Below are 19,361 nucleotides of genomic sequence, written 5' to 3' on the forward strand. Positions count from 1 at the left end.
GTACGGGCAGCGGCCCTCGGTTCCACACCTACCGCAGATCGCCGTTCGGCGCTCCCCCCACTTCAGAGGCCACGGCCCGATTCGACGGGGCGCTGCCCGGTCTGTCGCCCCCGCACTGGGGGATTGTCGGCCATAGGGCCGTATGCGACTCTCGGAGAGCAACCGCGTCGCCGTGGTGCATCGGCACCCCTCCGACGCGGTGCACCAGTGAGAACCCGAACCCCGAATGGTGCGGTGCATCCGCCCTGCAAGGAGGACACTCCATGTCCTACCCGCTGACGGTCGCTGTGGTCGGAGCCGGCTACTGGGGGCCGAACCTGGCTCGCAACTTCAACCTGAGCCTCGACTGGCGCCTGGCCGCAATCTGCGATCTCGACGTCGACCGCGCGGCCGCGCTCGCGTCGCAGTTCCGGGATGTGCGCGGAACGAGCGACCTCGAGGAGCTGCTCGCAGACCCCGAGATCGATGCGATCGCGATCGCGACGCCCGCCAGGACGCATTTCGCGATCGCGACGGCCGCGATGCGGGCGGGCAAGCACGTGGTCGTCGAGAAGCCGATCGCCGACAGCAGCGAGAAGGCGGTCGAGATGATCCGCGCCGCCGGCGAGGCCGAAGTCGTGCTCATGACCGACCACACCTACTGCTACGCCCCCGCCGTCCTCAAGATCCGCGAACTGATCCGGGCGGGCGAGCTCGGCGAGATCCTCTTCGTCGACTCGGTTCGCATCAACCTCGGTCTGATCCAACCCGACGTCGACGTGTTCTGGGATCTCGCGCCGCACGACCTGTCGATCATCGACTTCATCCTCCCGGGCGGGTTGCACCCGATGTCGGTGGCTGCGCACGGTGCCGACCCTCTCAAGGCGGGCAAGAGCTGCATCGGCTACCTCTCGCTGCCGCTCGAAGGCGGCGCGGTCGCGCACGTCCACGTCAACTGGCTGAGCCCGACGAAGATCAGGCAGATGATCATCGGCGGCGCGAAGCGCACGCTCGTCTGGGACGATCTCAATCCCCAGCAGCGGGTGAGCGTCTTCGACCGGGGCGTCGATCTCGGCCAGCAGGCGATCGACGAGGCCGATCGGAGCGCCGTGACCATCTCGTACCGACTCGGCGACACGTGGTCCCCGGCGCTCCAGGAACGCGAGGCGCTCGCCTCGATGGTGTCGGAGTTCGCGGAGTCGATTCGCGAACGGCGCACCGCGCGCACCGACGGCGGTTCGGGGCTCAGGGTGCTGCGTGTGCTCGAGGCGGCATCCGAGAGTCTCGGCGGCGGGGGCAAGGTCGTCGCCCTTGCGGACCCGACGGCGCCGACGGCACTCGACGGAGCGCGTTCGGTTCAGCTTGCGGGAGAACCGGCATGACGCAGTTGCAGGGGGCGACCGTACTCGTCACGGGCGGTGCCGGCACGATCGGGTCGACGCTCGTCGACCAGCTGCTCGATGCCGGCGTCGAACGCATCGAGATCCTCGACAACCTCGTGCGCGGTCGTCTCGAGAACATCGCGCCGGCGCTCGCGTCCGAGCGCGTGACCCTCGTCGACGGAGACATCCGGAATCGGGACCTGGTGCACGACCTCACGCGGGGCAAGGATCTCGTCTTCCACCAGGCGGCGATCAGGATCACGCAGTGCGCGGAGGAACCGCGTCTCGCGCTCGAGGTGCTGGTCGACGGCACCTTCAACGTGCTCGAGGCCGCAGCCGAGCATCGGGTCGCCAAGCTCGTGTCGGCGTCGAGCGCGTCGGTCTACGGGATGGCCGAGGAGTTCCCGACCGGTGAGCGCCACCACCACCACAACAACGACACCTTCTACGGTGCCGCGAAGTCGTTCAACGAGGGCATGCTCCGGAGCTTCCACGCGATGTACGGCCTCGATCACGTGATGCTCCGATACTTCAACGTCTACGGGCCGCGGATGGACGTGCACGGTCTCTACACCGAGGTGCTCGTGCGCTGGATGGAGCGGATCGCCGACGGGAAGCCGCCACTCGTCTTCGGCGACGGACTGCAGACGATGGACTTCGTGTTCACCCGCGACGTCGCGCGGGCGAACGTGCTGGCCGCCGCGAGCGACGTCCGCGAGGGCGTCTACAACGTCGCGAGCGGCCGCGAGACGAGCCTGCTCGAGCTCGCGCAGGCACTGCTGCGCGTGATGGGTTCCGATCTCGCGGTCGAGCACGGACCCGACCGCGCAGTGAACGGTGTCGTGCGGCGGCTCGCCGACACCTCGGCGGCGAGCCGAGACCTCGGCTTCGTCGCGGAGGTCGGGCTGGAGCAGGGGCTCGCCGAGCTCGTCGAGTGGTGGCGACCGCAGCGTGAGGCGATCGCCGCTGGGAGGACGACGGCGATCGCATGAACACCGGAGCACCCGCGCGGATCAATGTGATGAAGCCGTGGCTCGGCGCCGAGGAGGCGGCGGCGCTCGCCGAGGTCATCGAGTCGGGCTGGGTCGCCCAGGGTCCGCGGGTCGCCGAGTTCGAGCACGGCTTCGCGACCGCGATGCAGGCGCCCGAGGCCGTCGCGACCTCGAGCTGCACGACCGCGTTGCACCTTGCGCTCGTGGTCGCCGGCGTCGTCGCCGGAGACGACGTCGTGGTCCCGTCCTTCTCGTTCATCGCCACCGCGAACGCGCCGACGTACGTGGGCGCGCGCCCCGTCTTCGCCGATGTCGACGCCGAGACGGGGGATCTCACCGCGGAGACCGTCGCGGCCGCCCTGACGCCGGAGACGGCCGCGGTGATCGTCGTCGATCAGGGCGGTGTCCCGGTCGATCTCGCCCCGATCAGGGCGCTGTGCGATCCGCTCGGCATCGTGGTGATCGAGGATGCCGCCTGCGGCGCCGGGTCGACGTACCGCGGTCGACCGGTCGGGGCCGGCGCCGAGATCTCCGCATGGTCGTTCCACCCGCGGAAGATCCTCACGACCGGGGAAGGCGGCATGATCACCACGAGTCGTGCCGACTGGGCCGAGCGTGCCCGCAGGCTCCGCGAGCACGCGATGAGCGTCTCGGCGGCCGAGCGGCACGCGAGTCTCGTCTCGCCGCCCGAGGAGTACGGCGAGATCGGCTTCAACTACCGCATGACCGACCTGCAGGCCGCCGTGGGGCTCGTACAGCTCGGCAGGCTCGCCGAGGTCGTCGAGCGACGGCGCGAGCTCGCGGGGCGCTACCGCTCGGCGCTCGCCGACGCTTCGGGCGTGCGGCTCGTCGGCGACCCCGCCTGGGGAACGAGCAACTTCCAGTCGCTCTGGCTCGAGGTGCTGCCCGAGTACCCGATCGACCGGGAGGGTCTGCTGGTCGCGCTCGCCGAGGCGGGCGTCTCCGCACGGCGCGGCATCATGGCCGCGCACCGACAGCCCGCGTACGCCGACCGCGACACCGGCGCTGCGGCGCTGCCCGTGACCGAACGCCTCGCCGACGCCACGATCGTCCTCCCGCTCTTCCACCAGATGACCGACGACGAACTCGACCGCGTCACGGCCGTCGTGCTCGAGGCCGGGCGCTTCCGACCGTGAAGGGTCTGGTGCTCGTCGGGTCGAGCGGCCTCTCCCGTGAGGTCGTGCCCGTGCTGCGCGAGGCCGGACGCGACATCGTCGGCGTGCTCGACGACCGGCACGCCGGGCTTCCTCGCACGGTCGGCGGCGTGCCCGTGCTCGGCGGTGTCGAGGACGTCGTGGGCCATCCCGATGCCGACGTGCTCGTCTGCGTCGGCTCGGGGCTCGTGCGCGCGGCGATCGTCGAGCGGATGTCGCGCGCCGGAGTGGATCCCTCGCGCTACGTCACCCTGATCGACCCGTCGGTGCGCAATCCCGGCGGCTGCGCGATCGGCGCGGGGTCCATCCTGCTCGCGAACGTGGTCATCACCGCCGACGCGGTGCTCGGCGGGCACGTCGTGGCGATGCCCGGGGTCACCGTCACCCACGACTGCCGCGTCGACGATTTCGCGACCCTGGCATCCGGCGTGTCGCTCGGGGGCGGTGTCCGCATCGGTCGCGGAGCGTACCTCGGGATGAACGCGTCGGTGCTGCCGGGCTGTGCCGTGGGTTCGGGTGCGACCGTCGGCATGGGCGCGGTCGTGCTCGCCGACGTGCCGGACGACGAGACCTGGGCCGGCGTGCCGGCGCGACGGCTGGGAGGGTCGGCATGAGCAGCATCCCGACGACGAGGGTGCCGTTCCTCGACCTCGCGGCGCAGCAGGCCGAGGTCGCCGATGAGGTGCTGCCCGTGTGGCGTGCGCAATTCGAGTCCGCGTCGTTCATCGGAGGTCCCGAGGTCGCCGCGTTCGAGCGCGACTACGCCGCGTACATCGGCGTCGAGCACTGCATCGGCGTCGGCAACGGCACGGACGCGGTCGAGCTGGCGCTGCGCGCCGTCGGCGTCGGGCGGGGTGACGAGGTGATCATTCCCGTCAACACGTTCATCGCCACGGCCGAGGCGGCGACGCGCATCGGTGCGACGCCGGTGTTCGTCGACGTCGACGACGAGCACCTGCTCATCGACCCGTCCGCCGTGGAGGCTGCGATCACCCCGCGTACGCGTGCGATCGTTCCCGTGCACCTGTACGGGCAGACCGCGCCCGTCGAGGATCTCCAGCCCATCGCCGAGCGCCACGGCCTCGCCATCGTCGAGGACGCTGCGCAATCGCAGGGCGCCTCGTCGGCATTCGGACGCGCCGGCGCGCTCGGGCGGGTCGCGGCGACGAGCTTCTATCCGGGCAAGAACCTCGGTGCCGGGGGCGACGCCGGCGCCGTGCTGACGGACGACCCGGTCGTGGCGGACTTCGTGCGCAACTTCGCAGCCCACGGCAGCCTGGTGAAGTACGTTCACGACCGCGCGGGGGCGAACTCGCGCCTCGACGCGGTTCAGGCGCCGTTGTTGCGCGCGAAGCTGCGCCGTCTCGACGACTGGAATGCGGCGCGCCGCACCGCCGCGGCCCGATACGGCGAACTGCTCGCCGACGTGTCGGGTGTGCGTGCGCCGGTGGTCCGACCGGGAAACGACGATGTCTGGCACCTCTACGTCGTGAGGGTCGACGAACGGGACCGCGTCTTCGCCGAGCTCGGCGCCTCAGGCGTCGGGTTCGCGATCCACTACCCCGCGCCATTGCACCTCACGGCCGCATACGCCGAACTCGGGTACCGCGAGGGCGAGTTCCCGGTGGCGGAGGCGGCTGCAGCTCGGATCCTCTCGCTGCCGATGTTCCCGCACCTCACTGCAGGGCAGCAGGAGATCGTGGTCGATGCGCTGAGCCGGGTCGTCGCACCCGGTCCCGCGATGGTCCGACGGCCATGAACGCGCGTCCCCGCGTCCTCGTGCAGCTCGACAATCTCGAGCTCGGCGGGGCGCAGATCAACGCGGTCCAGCTGTCCGCCGCAGTGTCGGTGCACGGCTTCGACAGCCTCCTCATCGGCCCGGAGGACACCCTCCCCGTCGAAGGGCCGTCTCTGCTGGACATCGCACGGGACTACGGGGTGCAGCTCGAGGTGTATCGGCGACCGGCGCCGCTGATGGCCCACGCGCGCACGATCTCGAGGCTCGCCGACCGCTGGGAGGCCGACCTCGTGCACGCGTTCAGCTCCTCGGAGCGGGCCGCGTACTGGGGCGCGGGGCTGTTCGGGCGGCGCGCGCTGGTCCGTACGATCTACGAGAACTCGTACGACCCGAGGACGCATCCCTCCGTGCCGGTGGTGATCGGTACCGGCTATCTGCGGGACCAGTTGGCGGACCGCCCGGGCGGTGCGATCCTCATCAGCCCTCCGGTCGACACGTCGCGGGATGCATCCGGAGTCACCGATCGCGAATCGTTCCGACGCAGGCTGGGCGTGGCCGGCGACGCGGTCGTGCTGGTCATCGTCAGCCGAGTCGCCACGGAGCTGAAGGGCCGGGGGATCGAGGACGCGATCTGCGCGGTCGAATCCGCGAACGACCCTCGGATCCACCTGATCGTGGTAGGCACCGGTGATGCCGAGGAGCGGTTGCGCGGTCGGGCCGCAGCGGTCAATGCGCGGCTCGGACGGTCCGCGATCGTGTTCTTCGGGCCGATGTCGGACCCCCGGCCCGTGTACGACGCAGCCGACGTCGTACTCGGAATGGGCAGCTCCGCTGCACGGGGGCTCGCCTTCGGCAAGCCGCTCATCGTGCTGGGCGAGCGCGGCTGGAGTGCGATCTTCCGTCCGCCCGACACCGAAGCCATCCTGCACAACAACTTCTGGAGTCCGCAGAGCGTGACCGACGGGGCCGGCATGCTCCTGGGGCACATCCGCGAACTCGTCGACCACCCAGCTGACCGCGTCGCGCTCGGACGAACGGCACGGCAGTTCGCAGAGGAGCACTTCGGACTGCCGACGATGGCGCTCCGCCTGGCGGGCGTCTACGAAGGCGCGTTGGAGTCGAGGTCGGCCTCGGCGTGGCTGGGGGACCTGCGCATGGAGGCTCGGATACTCGCCGCGAAGGCGGAGCGGACGGCCGGTCGGATGAGCGGCGGCCGGTTCTCGGGCGGGCGGGCCTCGGCATCCCTCGCGTGGAACCGGCACGGTCCGGACGGGACGCTGCAGATGGTGGAGCGGACCACGCGATGAACGCCGAGGAGCCCCAGGGAAGTGCTGCTCGCCGAACCGGGGCGAGGGCGGCCAAGGCAGCGGGCATCCTTCGCGCCGGCGGCCCGCGTGCGCTCGCCCAGCGTCTGGCGCGGCACGCGTTCCATCGACTGCACGATCCGAGCCTCGACGAGCCGCTGCTGGATGGCGATGTCGCCGATTCGACGCGGTTGAACCTGGCGACTCCCGAGCGTCGACCGTTGCGATCGGAGCAGCTGCGCATCGGGTGGGTGACGACGCCGCCGCGGGCGGGCTCGGGGGGCCACACGACGCTGTTCCGGATGGTGGAGGCGGTCGAGCGCGCAGGTCATCGCTGCGAACTCTTCCTCTACGACCGGTACGGCGGCGACGTGCGCGAGCACGAGCGCGTGATCCGCGGCTGGTGGCCGAACATCGGGGCCGGCGTGCACGACGCGTCCGCCGGGATCTCGGGGGTCGACGCGAGCGTCGCCTCGTCGTGGGACACCGCGCACGTGCTCGCCCGACGCGGCACGGCACCGATGCGGCGGCTCTATTTCATCCAGGACTTCGAGCCGTTCTTCTACGCACGCGGGTCGATGTACGCCCTGGCAGAGGACACGTATCGGTTCGGGTTCCGCTGCATCGCGCTGGGCGAGATGGTGGCCGAACTCCTCCGGTCGGAGGTCGGCATCGCTCCGGACACGACCGAGTTCGGATGCGACACCTCGGTGTATCGACTGCTCCCCGGACGTGCACGCACCGGCGTGGTGGCGTACGCGCGCCCCGACGTGCCGCGTCGGGGCTACTGGCTCGCGAGGCTCGCGCTGGAGCAGTTCCACGGACTCCACCCCGAGATCGACATCCACATGTACGGAGCGGAGATCAACGGGTTGCCGTTCCCGGTCGCTCAGCACGGCCGGCTCACCCCGGCGGAACTCAACGAACTCTACAACCGCAGCATCGCCGGGCTCGCGATGTCGTTCACGAACATCTCCCTGGTCGCCGAGGAGATGCTGGCGGCCGGTGCGATCCCCGTCGTGAACGACTCCTCGCATTCGCGCGCGGATCTCGTGAACGGGCACGTCGCGTGGGCGAACCCGACGCCCCATGGGATCGCCGCGGCACTCGGCGATGTCGTGGCACGCGCGGATCGGGACGCGGCAGCGCGGAGCGCGTCGGAGTCGGTGCGTCCGTTCGGCTGGACGAAGGCGCAGTCCGATGTCGTGCGGATCCTCGAGGACGAGGTGTACGGATCATGACACCCGCGGAGCGCGAACCCCGGACCCACGACTCTCCCATCGGGTCCGTCGGTCGACAGGCGGCATCGGGCGTGTTCTGGCTGACGGTCCAGAAATGGGTGATCAGGCTCTTCGGCTTCGTCATGATCGCGATCCTCACCAGACTTCTGACGCCGGAGGACTTCGGTGTCGTGGCCGCCGCGTCGAGCGTGCTGCCGTTCTTCTACCTGCTCGCAGATCTGGGATTCTCCGCGTACATCGTGCAGGCCGACACCACCGACCGGCGCATGTTGAGCACGGGCTTCTGGTTCTCGTCCCTGGCCGGTCTCCTGCTGTGCGGCCTCGTCATCGGGTTCGCCCCGGTCTTCGGGTCCGTGTTCGGTTCCGACGACGTCGTTCCCGTCCTGCAGGTCATGGCCCTCGCAGTGGTGCTCGTCGCCGTCGCCTCGGTGCCGATCGCGCTGCTTCGGCGAGCCATGCGGTTCCGTGCGCTGGCAGTGCAGGGGGCCATCGCCGCGCTCGCGGCTCAGGTGGTCGCCGTCACCATGGCGTTCACCGGCTTCGGCGTCTGGGCCCTGGTCGGCCAGGTGCTGGTGACCGCGTTGGTGACCGCCGTGCTCGCGTGGGTCACGGCCGGCTGGCGTCCGGCGTTCGAGTTCTCGCGCACGGAGTTCACGACGATGGCCCGGTTCGGCAGTCAGGTGCTCGGCGTCGAGTTCGTCGGCATGTGCCGCGTGTTCGCCGAGACCGCCATCATCTCGGGTGTGCTCGGCATGGCGGCGCTGGGGTACCTGAACATCGCGCAGCGACTCGTCCAGATCGTGCAGGACCTGACCGGTTCGGCGCTCCTGCCGGTGTCATCGGTCGCCTTCTCCAAGATCCGCGATTCCGCCGAGCGTCTGCGGCGGGCGTACGTGCGCGCGCTGCGCATGACCTACGCCCTGATGACCCCTCCGCTCACGGTCGTGGCGGTGGCCTCGCCGCTGATCATCCCGATCGTCTTCGGCAAGGGATGGGCGGAGAGCGCGCCTGTCGCCCAGATCCTCGCACTCGCCGGGATCATCGTCGTCGGCGCGACGCTCGATCACGGGCTCTTCTACGGACTCGGCAAGCCCGGCAGGTGGTTCGTCTACGCCGTCATCGTCGATGCGTGCACCGTCGCCACGACGGCGATCACGGCCCGATGGGGACTCGAGGCCGTCGCGTTCGGATTCCTCGTGATCGCCGGTCTCGCCACGGTGAGCCGCTGGTTCCTGGTCGGCAGGCTGCTCGAGGCGTCGCCGAGGACGGCGGCGGGGCCGTTCGGCTTCCTCATCGCTTCGGTCGTGGTCGGCTTCGGCGCCGGGTGGGCGGCGCTCGCCCTGTCGGACGGGCTTCTCCCGATCGTCAGGATCCTCATCGTGGGCTTCGCGGTTCTGGCGGCGGACCTCGTGCTGGTCCGCGTGTTCGCCCGCTCCGTCTTCGACGACCTGGTCGAGGTGCTGTCCCGGTTCGGTCGGGGAAACCGGATCCGCTCTCCGCAGAAGGAGGGATGAGGATGACCGTTGCAGCCGCCCCTCCTCCGCACATCTTGATCATCGTGCAGAACCTGCCCGTCCCGCTGGACCGGCGCGTGTGGCTGGAATGCCGGGCCCTGATCGCTCGCGGATACCGGGTCAGCGTGATCTGTCCGAAAGGACCGGGCGATCCCGCCCGCCAGCGCCTCGACGGCGTGGACATCTACAAGTACCAGCCTGCGCCCGAGGCGGGCGGGCTGGCAGGGTTCGCGTGGGAGTTCGCCTACAGCTGGGTGCGGACTGCGTGGCTGTCGCTTCGAGTGCGACGCAATCGCCGGTTCGACATCATCCAGGCCTGCAATCCGCCGGACACGTTCTGGCTGCTCGCCCTGTTGTGGCGGCCGTTCGGGGTCAGGTTCGTGTTCGACCACCATGACCTGAATCCCGAGCTCTTCCTCTCCCGGTTCGGTGCGCCCACCGGCGGGCTCAAGGCCCTCGAGTACCGTGTGCTGCGATGGCTCGAGCGGCGCACGTTCCGTGCTGCCGATCGCGTCATCTCGACGAACGACTCGTACAAGGCGATCGCGGTCGAGCGGGGGCAGCGGCGCCCGACGGACGTGACCGTCGTCCGCAGCGGGCCGGACACCCGGCAGATGCGCCCGATCTACCCCGACGATCCGCGCCCCCTCGACGGGATCAACCTCGTGTATCTCGGCATCATGGGGCCGCAGGACGGGGTCGACCAGGTGCTGCTCCTGGTCGACGAGCTCGTGCATCGGCGGGGACGGGCGAATGTGAGCGCGACGCTCCTCGGGTTCGGCGACTGCCTCGCGCAGCTCAGGGCGCAGGCGACGTCGCTCGGACTCGACGACCACGTGACCTTCACGGGGCGGGTCGACCGGGTGGCGATCGCCGAGTACCTCAGCCGCGCCGACATCGGGGTCTGCCCCGACCTGAAGACCCCGCTCAACGACCTGTCCACGATGAACAAGACGATGGAGTACATGTCGTATGCACTGCCCGCGGTGTCGTTCGACCTGCGGGAGACACGCGTGTCCGGTGCCGACACGGTGCAGTACGTCGCATCGGGCGACCTCAGGGCATTGGCCGACGTGGTCGAGGGGCTCATCGACGACCCCGAGCGGCGCGTCGAACTCGGAGCGAAGGCGCGGGCTCGCGTCGCCGCGGTCCTGGACTGGCGCCCTCAGGCGGCGGCGTACGTCTCCGTCTACGACGGTCTCTCCGGATTCGGCAACCTCGACTCGCGCACCGGGCGCGCGGACCGGGTCGCGGCCGTCCCCGAGCCCGAGCGCGCGCCGGACACCGACCCGCAGGGTCGGAGCTACGTCGACCTCGACGATCCCGAGGAGTTCCGGCGGTATCTCATCGAACGGAGAGCGCGATGACTCCGGTCGGAACCGCCGTCCACGACCTGTTGGCGCACGCGGCCGCAGGCACTCCCGATGCGCCCGCGCTGAGCTACCGGAACCGCACGGTCTCCTACGCCGAGACCTGGGGGAGCGTCTGCACCGTCGCCGATCATCTGCGAGCTCTCGGCCTCGGACGTGGCGATCGCGTGGCGATCTCCCTCGAGAAGCGGATCGAGACCGTCGTCGCGATCTTCGCCGCCTCGGCCGCCGACGGGCTGTTCGTCCCGATCAACCCCGTCCTCAAGCCGGCGCAGGTCGGTCACATCCTCGTCGACAGCGGTGCCCGAGTGCTCATCACGTCGACCGACCGACTCACCCAGCTGATCTCGATCCTGCCGGGCACCGCGATCGCCGACGTGATCCTGATCGGCGCCGCCGACGCCGGCCGCACGGACGGCGCCGCCCCGGCCGTGCACTCCCGGGTGCACCGCTGGCGCGACGGGCAGCGTGCAGGCGGAGAGGCCGGCCGATCCGCTCGGATCGATATCGATCCGGCCGCGATCCTCTACACCTCAGGCAGCACCGGCGGGCCCAAGGGCGTCGTCGTGAGTCATCGCAACCTGATCGCCGGCGCCGAGAGCGTGAGTTCCTACTTGGAGAACGACGGCGACGACGTCATCCTGAGCGCCCTGCCGCTGAGCTTCGATGCCGGTCTGAGCCAGGTCACGACGGCGTTCTCGGTCGGCGCCCACTGCGTGCTCATGAACTACCTGCTGCCCAGAGACGTTCCGAAGCTCTGCGAGCAGTACGGCGTCACCGGGCTGACGGGCGTTCCGCCGCTCTGGCAGCAGCTGATGGATGTCCCGTGGCCGAAGGAGACCGCGCACCGGCTCCGCTACTGGGCGAACACGGGCGGAAGGATGCCGCGCACGACGCTCGCCCGACTCCGCGAGACCTTCACCGAGGCGAAGCCCTACCTCATGTACGGACTCACGGAGGCGTTCCGTTCGACGTACCTCGACCCGGCTGAGGTGGATCGTCGCCCCGACTCGATCGGCAAAGCCATCCCGAATGCCGAGATCGTCGTGATGCGACCCGACGGCTCGCCGGCTTCCGTCGGCGAGGAAGGCGAGCTGGTGCACCGCGGGGCCCTCGTCGGACTCGGCTACTGGAACGACCCCGTTCGGACGGCTGAACGGTTCCGCCCGGTCGACCATGCCGACCAGCCCTGGCGCGCCCTCGAAATGGCCGTGTGGTCGGGAGATACAGTGGTGGCCGATGAGGAGGGCTTCCTGTACTTCGTCGGTCGCGCGGACGAGATGATCAAGACCTCGGGATATCGGGTGAGCCCGACCGAGATCGAGGAGGCCGCCTACGCCACCGGGCTCGTTCGCGACGCCGTCGCGTTCGGCGTCGATGATCCTGCCCTGGGCCAGCGGATCGTCCTCGTCGCCACACCGGCGGGCACGGGACTCGACGGGGGTGCACCCGTGCTCATCGCGGCGCTCCGACCGCTCCTCCCGCTGTACATGGTCCCGTCCCGGGTGGAGATCCGCGCGGAGCTGCCTCGTTCCCCGAACGGCAAGTTCGACCGCAAGCTCATCAGGGCGGAGGTCGCCGGATGAAACCGAACGAGCACATCGCCGAATTCGGCACGATCGACGCCGAGCTCGGGGTCGGCGGAATGCCGCTCAGCAGGCTCGCGGCCCGCGTCGGCTCGACGCCGTTCTTCGCCTACGACCGCACGCTGCTGGACCGGCGCGTCGATCGATTGCGCGCAGCGCTTCCGGCGCGGATCGAACTCAGCTACGCCATGAAGGCCAACCCGATGCCGGCGATCGTCCAGCATCTGGCGCGCCGGGTCGATCGGATCGACGTGGCGTCGTCGGCAGAGATGCTGACGGCGCTCGACACGACGCTCCCGGCGGACCGGGTCAGCTTCGCGGGGCCCGGCAAGGCACCGGCCGAGATCCGCCGCGCGGTCGCCTCCGGGATCATCGTGGAGATCGAGTCCGCCACCGAGTTCCGCCGGGTCGTCGCCGCCGGCGATGAGCTCGGCATCGTGCCGACCGTCGCCGTCCGGGTCAATCCGGACTTCGCAGTCAAGGGTTCGGGGATGCGGATGGGCGGAGGCCCGCAGCAGTTCGGCATCGACGCCGAGCAGGTCCCCGCAGTGCTGCACGACTTCGCAGCGGCCGGGGTGGACATCCTCGGATTCCATGTCTTCGCCGGTTCGCAGAACCTGAACGCCGCGGTCATCACCGAGGCCCAGCGACGCACCGTCGACCTCGTGACCGAGCTCGCGGAGCATCTGCCGGCACCGCTCCGGTATCTGAACCTCGGTGGAGGGTTCGGCATCCCGTACGTCGATCGGGATCGCCCACTCGATCTCGACGAGGTTGCAGCAGGGCTGCACGAGCTGGTCGACGGCGTCATCGCGGAACGGCTCCCGGATGCCACGCCGGTGATCGAGCTCGGGCGCTACCTCGTCGGGGAGTGCGGTGTGTACGTCACCCGGGTGCTCGACCGCAAGGTGTCGCGCGGCAGGACCTACCTCGTGGTCGACGGCGGGATGCACCATCAGCTCGCTGCATCCGGGAACTTCGGGCAGGCGATCCGTCGCAACTACCCCGTCGCGGTCGGCAACCGCGCCGACGCCGCAGCCGGGGGCGGCGTCACGGTGGTGGGGTGCCTCTGCACGCCGCTCGACCTGCTGGGCGACGACGTCGAGCTGCCTCCCGCGGAGATCGACGATCTCATCGTGATCTTCCAGGCCGGGGCGTACGGCCTGACCGCGAGCCCGACCGCATTCCTGGGGCATCCGGCTCCGGTGGAGGTCCTCGTCTGATCAGGTGACAGGGAGCAAGCATGGATGACACGTTCGACGCCGTTCGCGAGGTGCTGGTCGAGACGCTCGAGTTGCAGCAGCGCCCCGACGACCTGCACGCCGACACCGCACTCTTCGGTTCGCTGCCGGAACTGGATTCGTTCGGAGTGGTGCAGCTCGTGGCCGCGCTCGAGCAACGATTCGGCATCACCGTCGACGACGACGAGTTCGGGGCCGAGCTCTTCGAGACGGTGGGCACCTTGACCGAGTTCGTCGACGCGAAGCTCGCGGCCGCGTGATGGTGCTCCATGCCTCCGGTGAGCCTGCCGTCGCCCTGGCGCCTACCACCGGGTGCGAGCCTGCTACCAGGGGACCAGGGTCAGTTCGCTGTACAGGTAGTCGACGGTGTCGGCTTCGAGCCGGCTCCCGCGGAACATCTTCGGTCGAGGCCGCGGGAGTTCGATTCCGGGTCGCGGTGCGAACCCGAGAACCCGCCGTTCGGCAAGGGTGGCGACGAGCCCGCGCCGCAGCAGGTGGGCGCCGACGCTCGGCCAGGCGGCTTCGAGACATCCGGGATCTCCGCCCGCGTACAGCGGCGAGGCGAACGTGCGGACCCCCTTCCTGGCGTCCCGCCGGTACATGAGGTACCCGTGCTCATCGGCGTGCGTCACGAGCAGGTGCTGGGCCGCGGGCGCGCGCCGATGGTCCCGGTAGATCTCGGCGTCCCGCCCGCGGAGCACCCGGTGGATCGCCTCCGGATCGCTCGTGACGCGGGTTCCGCGCCGCGGGACCCACGGCAGGTTCGGTACGAGCTTCGTGCTGGTGTCCAGTCGCCGGAATCCGAGGCGTTCGTTCAGCGCGACCACGTTCCCGCTGGGGGAGAGGTCGGTGAACTCGTAGCCCTGCTGCGAGAGGAGCGCTCGCACGAGCCGGAGACCGTGCACGCGGTGATCCTCCAGCACGCAGAACGCCGCCAGATTGCAGACCCGCACCTGCTCGTCACCGACGTCTCGCAGCGAGTACACGGCGGCGTAGACGCCGACGACGCCCTCGTCGCCCACGAGTTGGAACCCGTGATTGGGGGCCGAGTCCTCCCACGGAGGCGCGACGACGCTCGCCCAGGCCTCGGCCGAGACGTTCCGGTTGAGGTGCTGATGGAGGAACCTGCCGACCGGCTCGAGATCGGCGGCCAGGATGGGACGAACTTCGACGGCCGATCCTGCCATGCCGCTCAGCCTACGCGGCGGATTCCCCGCGTGGGCAGCCCATATCGGGGGGTCGGCGACCGCTCCCCGTCCGCGATGAAGCGGACTATCCTGCTCGGCAGGGGAGGTGTCGCGATGTCACCTCGGGTCGAGGGCGGCAACGGCGATCGGGGCGCACGATGACCAGCGTGGTGATCGCGGCGCACAACGAGGAGCACGTGATCGGTGCGTGCCTCGACGCACTGCTCGGCCGGCAGGGACCGGAGCCGATCGGCATCGTGGTGAGCGCCAACGGCTGCACCGACCGCACCGCGGCGGCGGCCACCCGGCCCGGTGTGACGGTCATCGATCGAGCCGAGGCGGGCAAGACCGCCGCACTCAATGCCGCCGACGAGGTGGCGACCGGATTCCCGAGGATCTACCTGGATGCCGACATCGTCGTGCCGCCGGGCGGCATCGCCGCGATCCTGGCGTGCTTCGACGCGTCACCCCGGTCGCTGGCGGTCGTGCCCCGGCGGCGCCTGAACACCGCGGGCAGACCGTGGCCGGTCCGAGCGTACTTCTCGATCAACGAGCGGATGTCGCCCTTCCGGAACGGGCTGTTCGGTCGCGGCATGATCGCCCTGTCCGAACAGGGTCGTGCACGGTTCGACGTCTTCCCGGCGGTGATCGCCGACGACCTGTTCGTCGATTCGCAGTTCTCGGACGCCGAGAAGGCGGAGGCGAGCGAGATCGAGGTCGTCGTCGAGGCTCCGTTCACGACCTCGGACCTCCTGCGTCGCCTGGTTCGCGTGCGCCGCGGCAACCGGCAGTTGCGCGCTTCGGCCGAGGCGGGGCGGATCGCCGCGCAGGTGCGACCGGTCGACCACTGGGGGTGGCTCCGCGATGCAGTGGTGCCCGAACCCCGTCTGGCATCGGCCGCCATCCCGTACCTGATCATCACCGTGATGGCGGCCCTGCTCGCCCGCCGCCCGGTGAAGGCCGGCCGCGAGTGGGGCCGGGATGAGAGCACCCGCGGACCTCGTCGGCCGGGAGAGGAGGTCGGCAGCACATGACCGTCAATCTCTGCTTCCACGGGGTCGGAACCTGCGTTCGAGAGCGTGAACCGGGTGAGGCCGGGTACTGGGTGACCGACGAGCTCTTCCTCCGCATCCTCGACGAGGTCGGCTCTCATCCCCAGGTCCGGTTGAGCTTCGATGACGGCAACCGATCCGATGTCGCGGTGGCGCTTCCCGCGCTCCAGGAGCGCGGGCTGCGCGCCACCTTCTTCGTCCTCGCCGGTCGCCTGGGCGATCCGGTGAGTCTGAGCGACTCGGAGCTGCGGCTGTTGAGAGACGCGGGAATGGGGGTCGGCAGCCACGGCTGGTCTCATGTCCAGTGGCGCGGGATGGGTCCCGACGACGAACGGCGAGAACTCGTGGAGGCCCGCACCGCCCTCGCGGAGGCCAGCCGCGGCCCGATCGACGAGGCCGCACTCCCGCTCGGCCGCTACGATCGTCAGCTGCTGGCGCGGCTTCGTCGGTACGGCTACCGCGCCGTGTACACGAGCGATCGCTTCCCGGCGCGCCCCACGGCCTGGCTCCAGGCCCGCTACAGCGTGACCGCGGGCGACACCGTCGAGACGGTGCGCTCCATGGTCACCCGTCCGCACCGGTTCGCTGAGACCCGCAACCGCGCCGCGTGCCTCGCGAAGCGCATCCGATGAGCGGTCGGGACGGCGTCACTGCACCGCACCGACGCCGGCGACGCCCGTGGTGGCTGGTTCGGGGCCGTTCGCGCCCGCAGGCCCGACGCGTCGACGCGCGCGGTGCTCGACCAGGAGGACGCAGGCGGTGGTCGCGCTGACGCCGAGCACGCCGATGACGGCCAGCGCCCTGATCGAGCTGCCGTTGAGGTCGCGGACCACGCCCGACTCCGGAACCACGGACACGGTGATGTCGTTCACCGGATCGACGCCCGCATCGCGCTGCAGCGAGGCCAGTTCGAGCTCGATGCGGTCGACCAGTTCGTGCTGCTTCGCGAGCGCCGCCTCGCGGTCACGCGCAACGACCTCCACGATCAGCGACTGGCTCGAGAAGTTCGACGCCCACTGTCCCCCCGTGTCGGGGAGGCGCACCGCCCAGCCGTCGCGAACGCCCAGCCCGACGAGGGTGACGCTCGGGTCGGCGAACTTCGTGACCTTGCCCGGCCCGGAGATCGCCTTCGAGACGACGCCCGCGGTGATGATGAGGTCTTCCGAGGTCGTCTTCAGTGAGTTCGGATTGAGCTCGCTCGTCGGGGCGAGGAACACCACCTCGGTGCGGGCGTAGGAGACGCCGTCGTCGCTCACCGCGAGATAGCCGAGCGCGACGGTGCAGATGGCTCCCGCCACGACGATCGGCCAGCGGCGGATCATCGAGCGGATGAGTTCTGGCAGTGTCACGAATGCTTCCCGCGGGATCTCTTCGGTGGGTGGGTTTTGGAAGGTTGCAGAAACATGATATAGGGGGGAGGGGTCGCGCCGGCCTTGGGCGGGTACACTCTGTCCGTATGGTGATGACCGACTTCCTTCGCGCAATGGGGCGACGATGGTACGTGCTGATCGTCGGTCTCATCGCCACGGCAGGGCTGGGATATGCCGCGGTCGCCATGACTCCGCCCGAGTACACGGCGCGAGGGCTGGTGCTGCTGCTGCCCTCTCAAGACGTCGTGGGCAAGGGCGGCAACCCGTTCCTCGCGATGGGCGACCTGGGGCTGCCGGCCTCGATCCTGGCAGCGTACTTCCAGAGTTCCTCGGTCCAGGCGCAGGTCGCCGAACTGTCTCCCGAGGCGAAGTACTCGGTCGCCATCGAAGCCTCCACGCGAGGTCCTCTGATGTCGATCGACGTCACGGACGTGACGGCTGACGGTGCGCTCACCACGCTCGACTACCTGGCCGGCGCGATCCCGTCGAATCTGGAACGACTGCAGCAGGAGGTCGGAGCGCCGTCGGCGTCGACGGTGACCTCGATGCCGTTGACCATGGACTCGGAGGCGACGGAGCACACCGACGGCACGATCCGCATGATGATCGTCGCGGTCGCCGTCGGACTCCTCGGCACGGTGACCCTGACCTTCACGATCGATCGCCTGATCCTCAGGCGGGCGCAACGGCGAAGGGACGACGCGCTGCAGTCCGCCGACGCGGCCGACGTCACCGAGGGCGATGAGGGCGCGGATGCCGCTGCGGGGGCTGAGGGCGCGGAGCCCGCCGACGGCACCGAGGTCGTCGACGGTGACGACGTCGTCGAAGATCAGCCGTCCGTCGTGGTGCGGGAGCCCGATGCCGATCTCGTGCTGCAAGTCCCGGAGAATCTCGAGCAGTCTCGGTGACATCCCGAGTCGGCATCGAGCGCACGACGCGTACGAGCGGAGATGCCGTCACGTGGCTCAGCGTCTACGTGCTGCTGCTCTTCTTCATCCCGTCGAAGCTCGTCATCGGAGCCCTCGGCAGCGCCGGCGCCCCTTCGATGATCTTCGGCCTCGTGAGCCTCGTGCTGTGGTTCCTGTTCCGGCTCTGGTCCCTCCTCCGCTTCGACCACCCCCGACGACGCGCTCCAGCGCACCGCGAGCCGATCCGCACCGCCCTCTGGGTCTTCCTCTTCTGCATCGGGGTCACGTACGCGCTGGCCATGTCGCGCCCGATCAGTCCCGATGAGATCAGTCCCGCCGACGTCGCGCTGCTCGCCGCCGCGTCATGGACCGGAACCCTGCTGTTCGCCCATGACGGAATTCCCAGCCGTGATCGACTCGAGACGTTCCTCTGGCGCCTGGCCGTCTGCGGTGCGCTCCTCGCAGGTCTCGGCATCGTCCAGGTGCTCACCGGGCAGGCATGGGTCGACCGGATCTCCATCCCCGGCCTGACCGTGACGGAGGTGCCCACGCTGTTCACCCGCGGCTCCTTCCCCCGCCCGTCGGGCACGGCGGTGCATCCGATCGAATACGGGGTGCTCGTGTCGATGCTCCTCCCGCTCGCGCTGTACGTGGCGTTCAACCAGGTCGAGCGCGGCCGCATCCGCTGGTTTCCCGCCCTGGCGCTCGCGGCCGTCATCCCGCTGACGTCGTCGCGGTCGGCCTACATCGGGGCCGTCATCGGCTTGGCGATCGTCATGCTCGGGTGGCCCAAGATGCGCCGACGGGTGATCGCCCTGCTCGCCGTGGCAGGTGTCGCGGCGATGTCGGTCGTGACACCCAACCTGCTCAACTCCATCGTCAACCTGTTCGTGGGGGCTCCCGAGGATCCGAGCGTGGGATCGCGCACCGGGAGCTTCGACGTGGCGTTCCAGTTCATCGCCGAACTCCCGCTGTTCGGCCGCGGGTTGGGTACGTTCCTGCCCAAGTACCGGATCTTCGACAACCAGTACTTGGTCCTCCTCGTCACGATCGGCATCATCGGCACCGTGGTGTTCGTCGCGCTCGGCGTCGTGGCGGCGATCACGATGTTGCGCCTCCGACGCGCCAGTTCGGATGATCGGACACGGGATCTGGCGCTGACCCTCGTCGCTTCGGTCTCCGTCGGGTTCGTCAGCCTCTCCTTCTTCGACGCTTTCGCGTTCCCGATGACGATGGGCGCGCTGTTCCTGCTGCTCGGCGTGTGCGGGGCGCTGCACCGCCTCGAACGCGATGGCGGCACCCTTGGGATCGGTTGAACGTGG

General features: G+C 69.8%; 18 protein-coding genes. 16 read left to right on the forward strand and 2 right to left on the reverse strand.

Features of this window, described 5'->3' with window-relative positions:
* Window positions 1-263: 263 nt before the first annotated feature.
* The 12 genes from BUR99_RS08700 to BUR99_RS08755 are packed head-to-tail and all read left to right on the forward strand — an operon-like array spanning window position 264 to window position 13,782.
* Complete coding sequence (locus BUR99_RS08700) at window positions 264-1,361, forward strand: Gfo/Idh/MocA family protein (protein ID WP_074259948.1); 1,098 nt, start codon at window positions 264-266, stop codon at window positions 1,359-1,361.
* Window positions 1,358-2,353, forward strand: a complete 996-nt coding sequence (locus BUR99_RS08705) for an NAD-dependent epimerase/dehydratase family protein (RefSeq protein ID WP_074259949.1) — start codon at window positions 1,358-1,360, stop codon at window positions 2,351-2,353. Before BUR99_RS08700 ends, BUR99_RS08705 begins: the two co-directional genes overlap by 4 nt.
* Entirely contained in the window at window positions 2,350-3,510 is a 1,161-nt protein-coding gene (locus BUR99_RS08710; protein ID WP_074259950.1) for a DegT/DnrJ/EryC1/StrS family aminotransferase, read from the forward strand. Before BUR99_RS08705 ends, BUR99_RS08710 begins: the two co-directional genes overlap by 4 nt.
* On the forward strand, window positions 3,507-4,142 hold the full coding sequence (locus tag BUR99_RS08715) for a NeuD/PglB/VioB family sugar acetyltransferase (protein ID WP_074259951.1): 636 nt from the start codon (window positions 3,507-3,509) through the stop codon (window positions 4,140-4,142). Before BUR99_RS08710 ends, BUR99_RS08715 begins: the two co-directional genes overlap by 4 nt.
* Complete coding sequence (locus BUR99_RS08720) at window positions 4,139-5,287, forward strand: DegT/DnrJ/EryC1/StrS family aminotransferase (protein ID WP_074259952.1); 1,149 nt, start codon at window positions 4,139-4,141, stop codon at window positions 5,285-5,287. The genes BUR99_RS08715 and BUR99_RS08720 overlap by 4 nt, the downstream gene beginning before the upstream one ends.
* Complete coding sequence (locus BUR99_RS08725) at window positions 5,284-6,573, forward strand: glycosyltransferase family protein (protein ID WP_074259953.1); 1,290 nt, start codon at window positions 5,284-5,286, stop codon at window positions 6,571-6,573. Before BUR99_RS08720 ends, BUR99_RS08725 begins: the two co-directional genes overlap by 4 nt.
* A complete protein-coding gene (locus BUR99_RS08730; RefSeq protein ID WP_074259954.1) occupies window positions 6,570-7,811 on the forward strand; it encodes a rhamnosyltransferase WsaF family glycosyltransferase in 1,242 nt (413 codons plus the stop codon). Before BUR99_RS08725 ends, BUR99_RS08730 begins: the two co-directional genes overlap by 4 nt.
* Window positions 7,808-9,325, forward strand: coding sequence for a lipopolysaccharide biosynthesis protein (locus BUR99_RS08735; protein ID WP_074259955.1), 1,518 nt, complete (start codon window positions 7,808-7,810; stop codon window positions 9,323-9,325). Before BUR99_RS08730 ends, BUR99_RS08735 begins: the two co-directional genes overlap by 4 nt.
* Window positions 9,326-9,327: 2 nt before the next feature.
* The gene (locus BUR99_RS08740) at window positions 9,328-10,692 is read left to right on the forward strand and encodes a glycosyltransferase family 4 protein (protein WP_074259956.1); all 1,365 of its coding nucleotides are present in this window, start codon (window positions 9,328-9,330) and stop codon (window positions 10,690-10,692) included.
* A complete protein-coding gene (locus BUR99_RS08745) occupies window positions 10,689-12,281 on the forward strand; it encodes an acyl-CoA ligase (AMP-forming), exosortase A system-associated (RefSeq protein ID WP_074259957.1) in 1,593 nt (530 codons plus the stop codon). Before BUR99_RS08740 ends, BUR99_RS08745 begins: the two co-directional genes overlap by 4 nt.
* Window positions 12,278-13,504: a pyridoxal-dependent decarboxylase, exosortase A system-associated gene (locus BUR99_RS08750; protein WP_074259958.1), complete on the forward strand. Its 1,227-nt coding sequence runs from the start codon at window positions 12,278-12,280 to the stop codon at window positions 13,502-13,504. Before BUR99_RS08745 ends, BUR99_RS08750 begins: the two co-directional genes overlap by 4 nt.
* A 20-nt stretch (window positions 13,505-13,524) precedes the next feature.
* On the forward strand, window positions 13,525-13,782 hold the full coding sequence (locus BUR99_RS08755) for an acyl carrier protein (RefSeq protein ID WP_074259959.1): 258 nt from the start codon (window positions 13,525-13,527) through the stop codon (window positions 13,780-13,782).
* A 63-nt stretch (window positions 13,783-13,845) separates the two neighbouring features.
* On the opposite strand, the gene BUR99_RS08760 is transcribed toward BUR99_RS08755, so the two are convergent.
* Entirely contained in the window at window positions 13,846-14,709 is an 864-nt protein-coding gene (locus BUR99_RS08760; protein WP_074259960.1) for a hypothetical protein, read from the reverse strand.
* Window positions 14,710-14,867: 158 nt separating this feature from the next.
* Here BUR99_RS08760 and BUR99_RS08765 point away from each other — a divergent pair, with 158 nt between their 5' ends.
* On the forward strand, window positions 14,868-15,743 hold the full coding sequence (locus tag BUR99_RS08765; protein ID WP_074259961.1) for a glycosyltransferase family 2 protein: 876 nt from the start codon (window positions 14,868-14,870) through the stop codon (window positions 15,741-15,743).
* Window positions 15,740-16,393 carry a polysaccharide deacetylase family protein gene (locus tag BUR99_RS08770; RefSeq protein WP_074259962.1) on the forward strand — a complete coding sequence of 218 codons (654 nt, stop codon included), beginning with the start codon at window positions 15,740-15,742 and terminating at the stop codon, window positions 16,391-16,393. The genes BUR99_RS08765 and BUR99_RS08770 overlap by 4 nt, the downstream gene beginning before the upstream one ends.
* 15 nt (window positions 16,394-16,408) lie before the next feature.
* Here BUR99_RS08770 and BUR99_RS08775 read toward each other — a convergent pair whose 3' ends face one another.
* Window positions 16,409-17,110: a hypothetical protein gene (locus BUR99_RS08775; RefSeq protein ID WP_074259963.1), complete on the reverse strand. Its 702-nt coding sequence runs from the start codon at window positions 17,108-17,110 to the stop codon at window positions 16,409-16,411.
* Window positions 17,111-17,262: 152 nt separating this feature from the next.
* Here BUR99_RS08775 and BUR99_RS08780 point away from each other — a divergent pair, with 152 nt between their 5' ends.
* Both BUR99_RS08780 and BUR99_RS08785 read left to right on the forward strand, forming a co-directional pair.
* Window positions 17,263-18,039, forward strand: a complete 777-nt coding sequence (locus BUR99_RS08780) for a hypothetical protein (protein WP_159440971.1) — start codon at window positions 17,263-17,265, stop codon at window positions 18,037-18,039.
* Entirely contained in the window at window positions 18,036-19,355 is a 1,320-nt protein-coding gene (locus tag BUR99_RS08785; protein WP_084183842.1) for an O-antigen ligase family protein, read from the forward strand. Before BUR99_RS08780 ends, BUR99_RS08785 begins: the two co-directional genes overlap by 4 nt.
* Window positions 19,356-19,361 lie beyond the last annotated feature (6 nt).

The organism is Agromyces cerinus subsp. cerinus (assembly GCF_900142065.1).
In the GTDB taxonomy this organism is placed as follows: domain Bacteria; phylum Actinomycetota; class Actinomycetes; order Actinomycetales; family Microbacteriaceae; genus Agromyces; species Agromyces cerinus.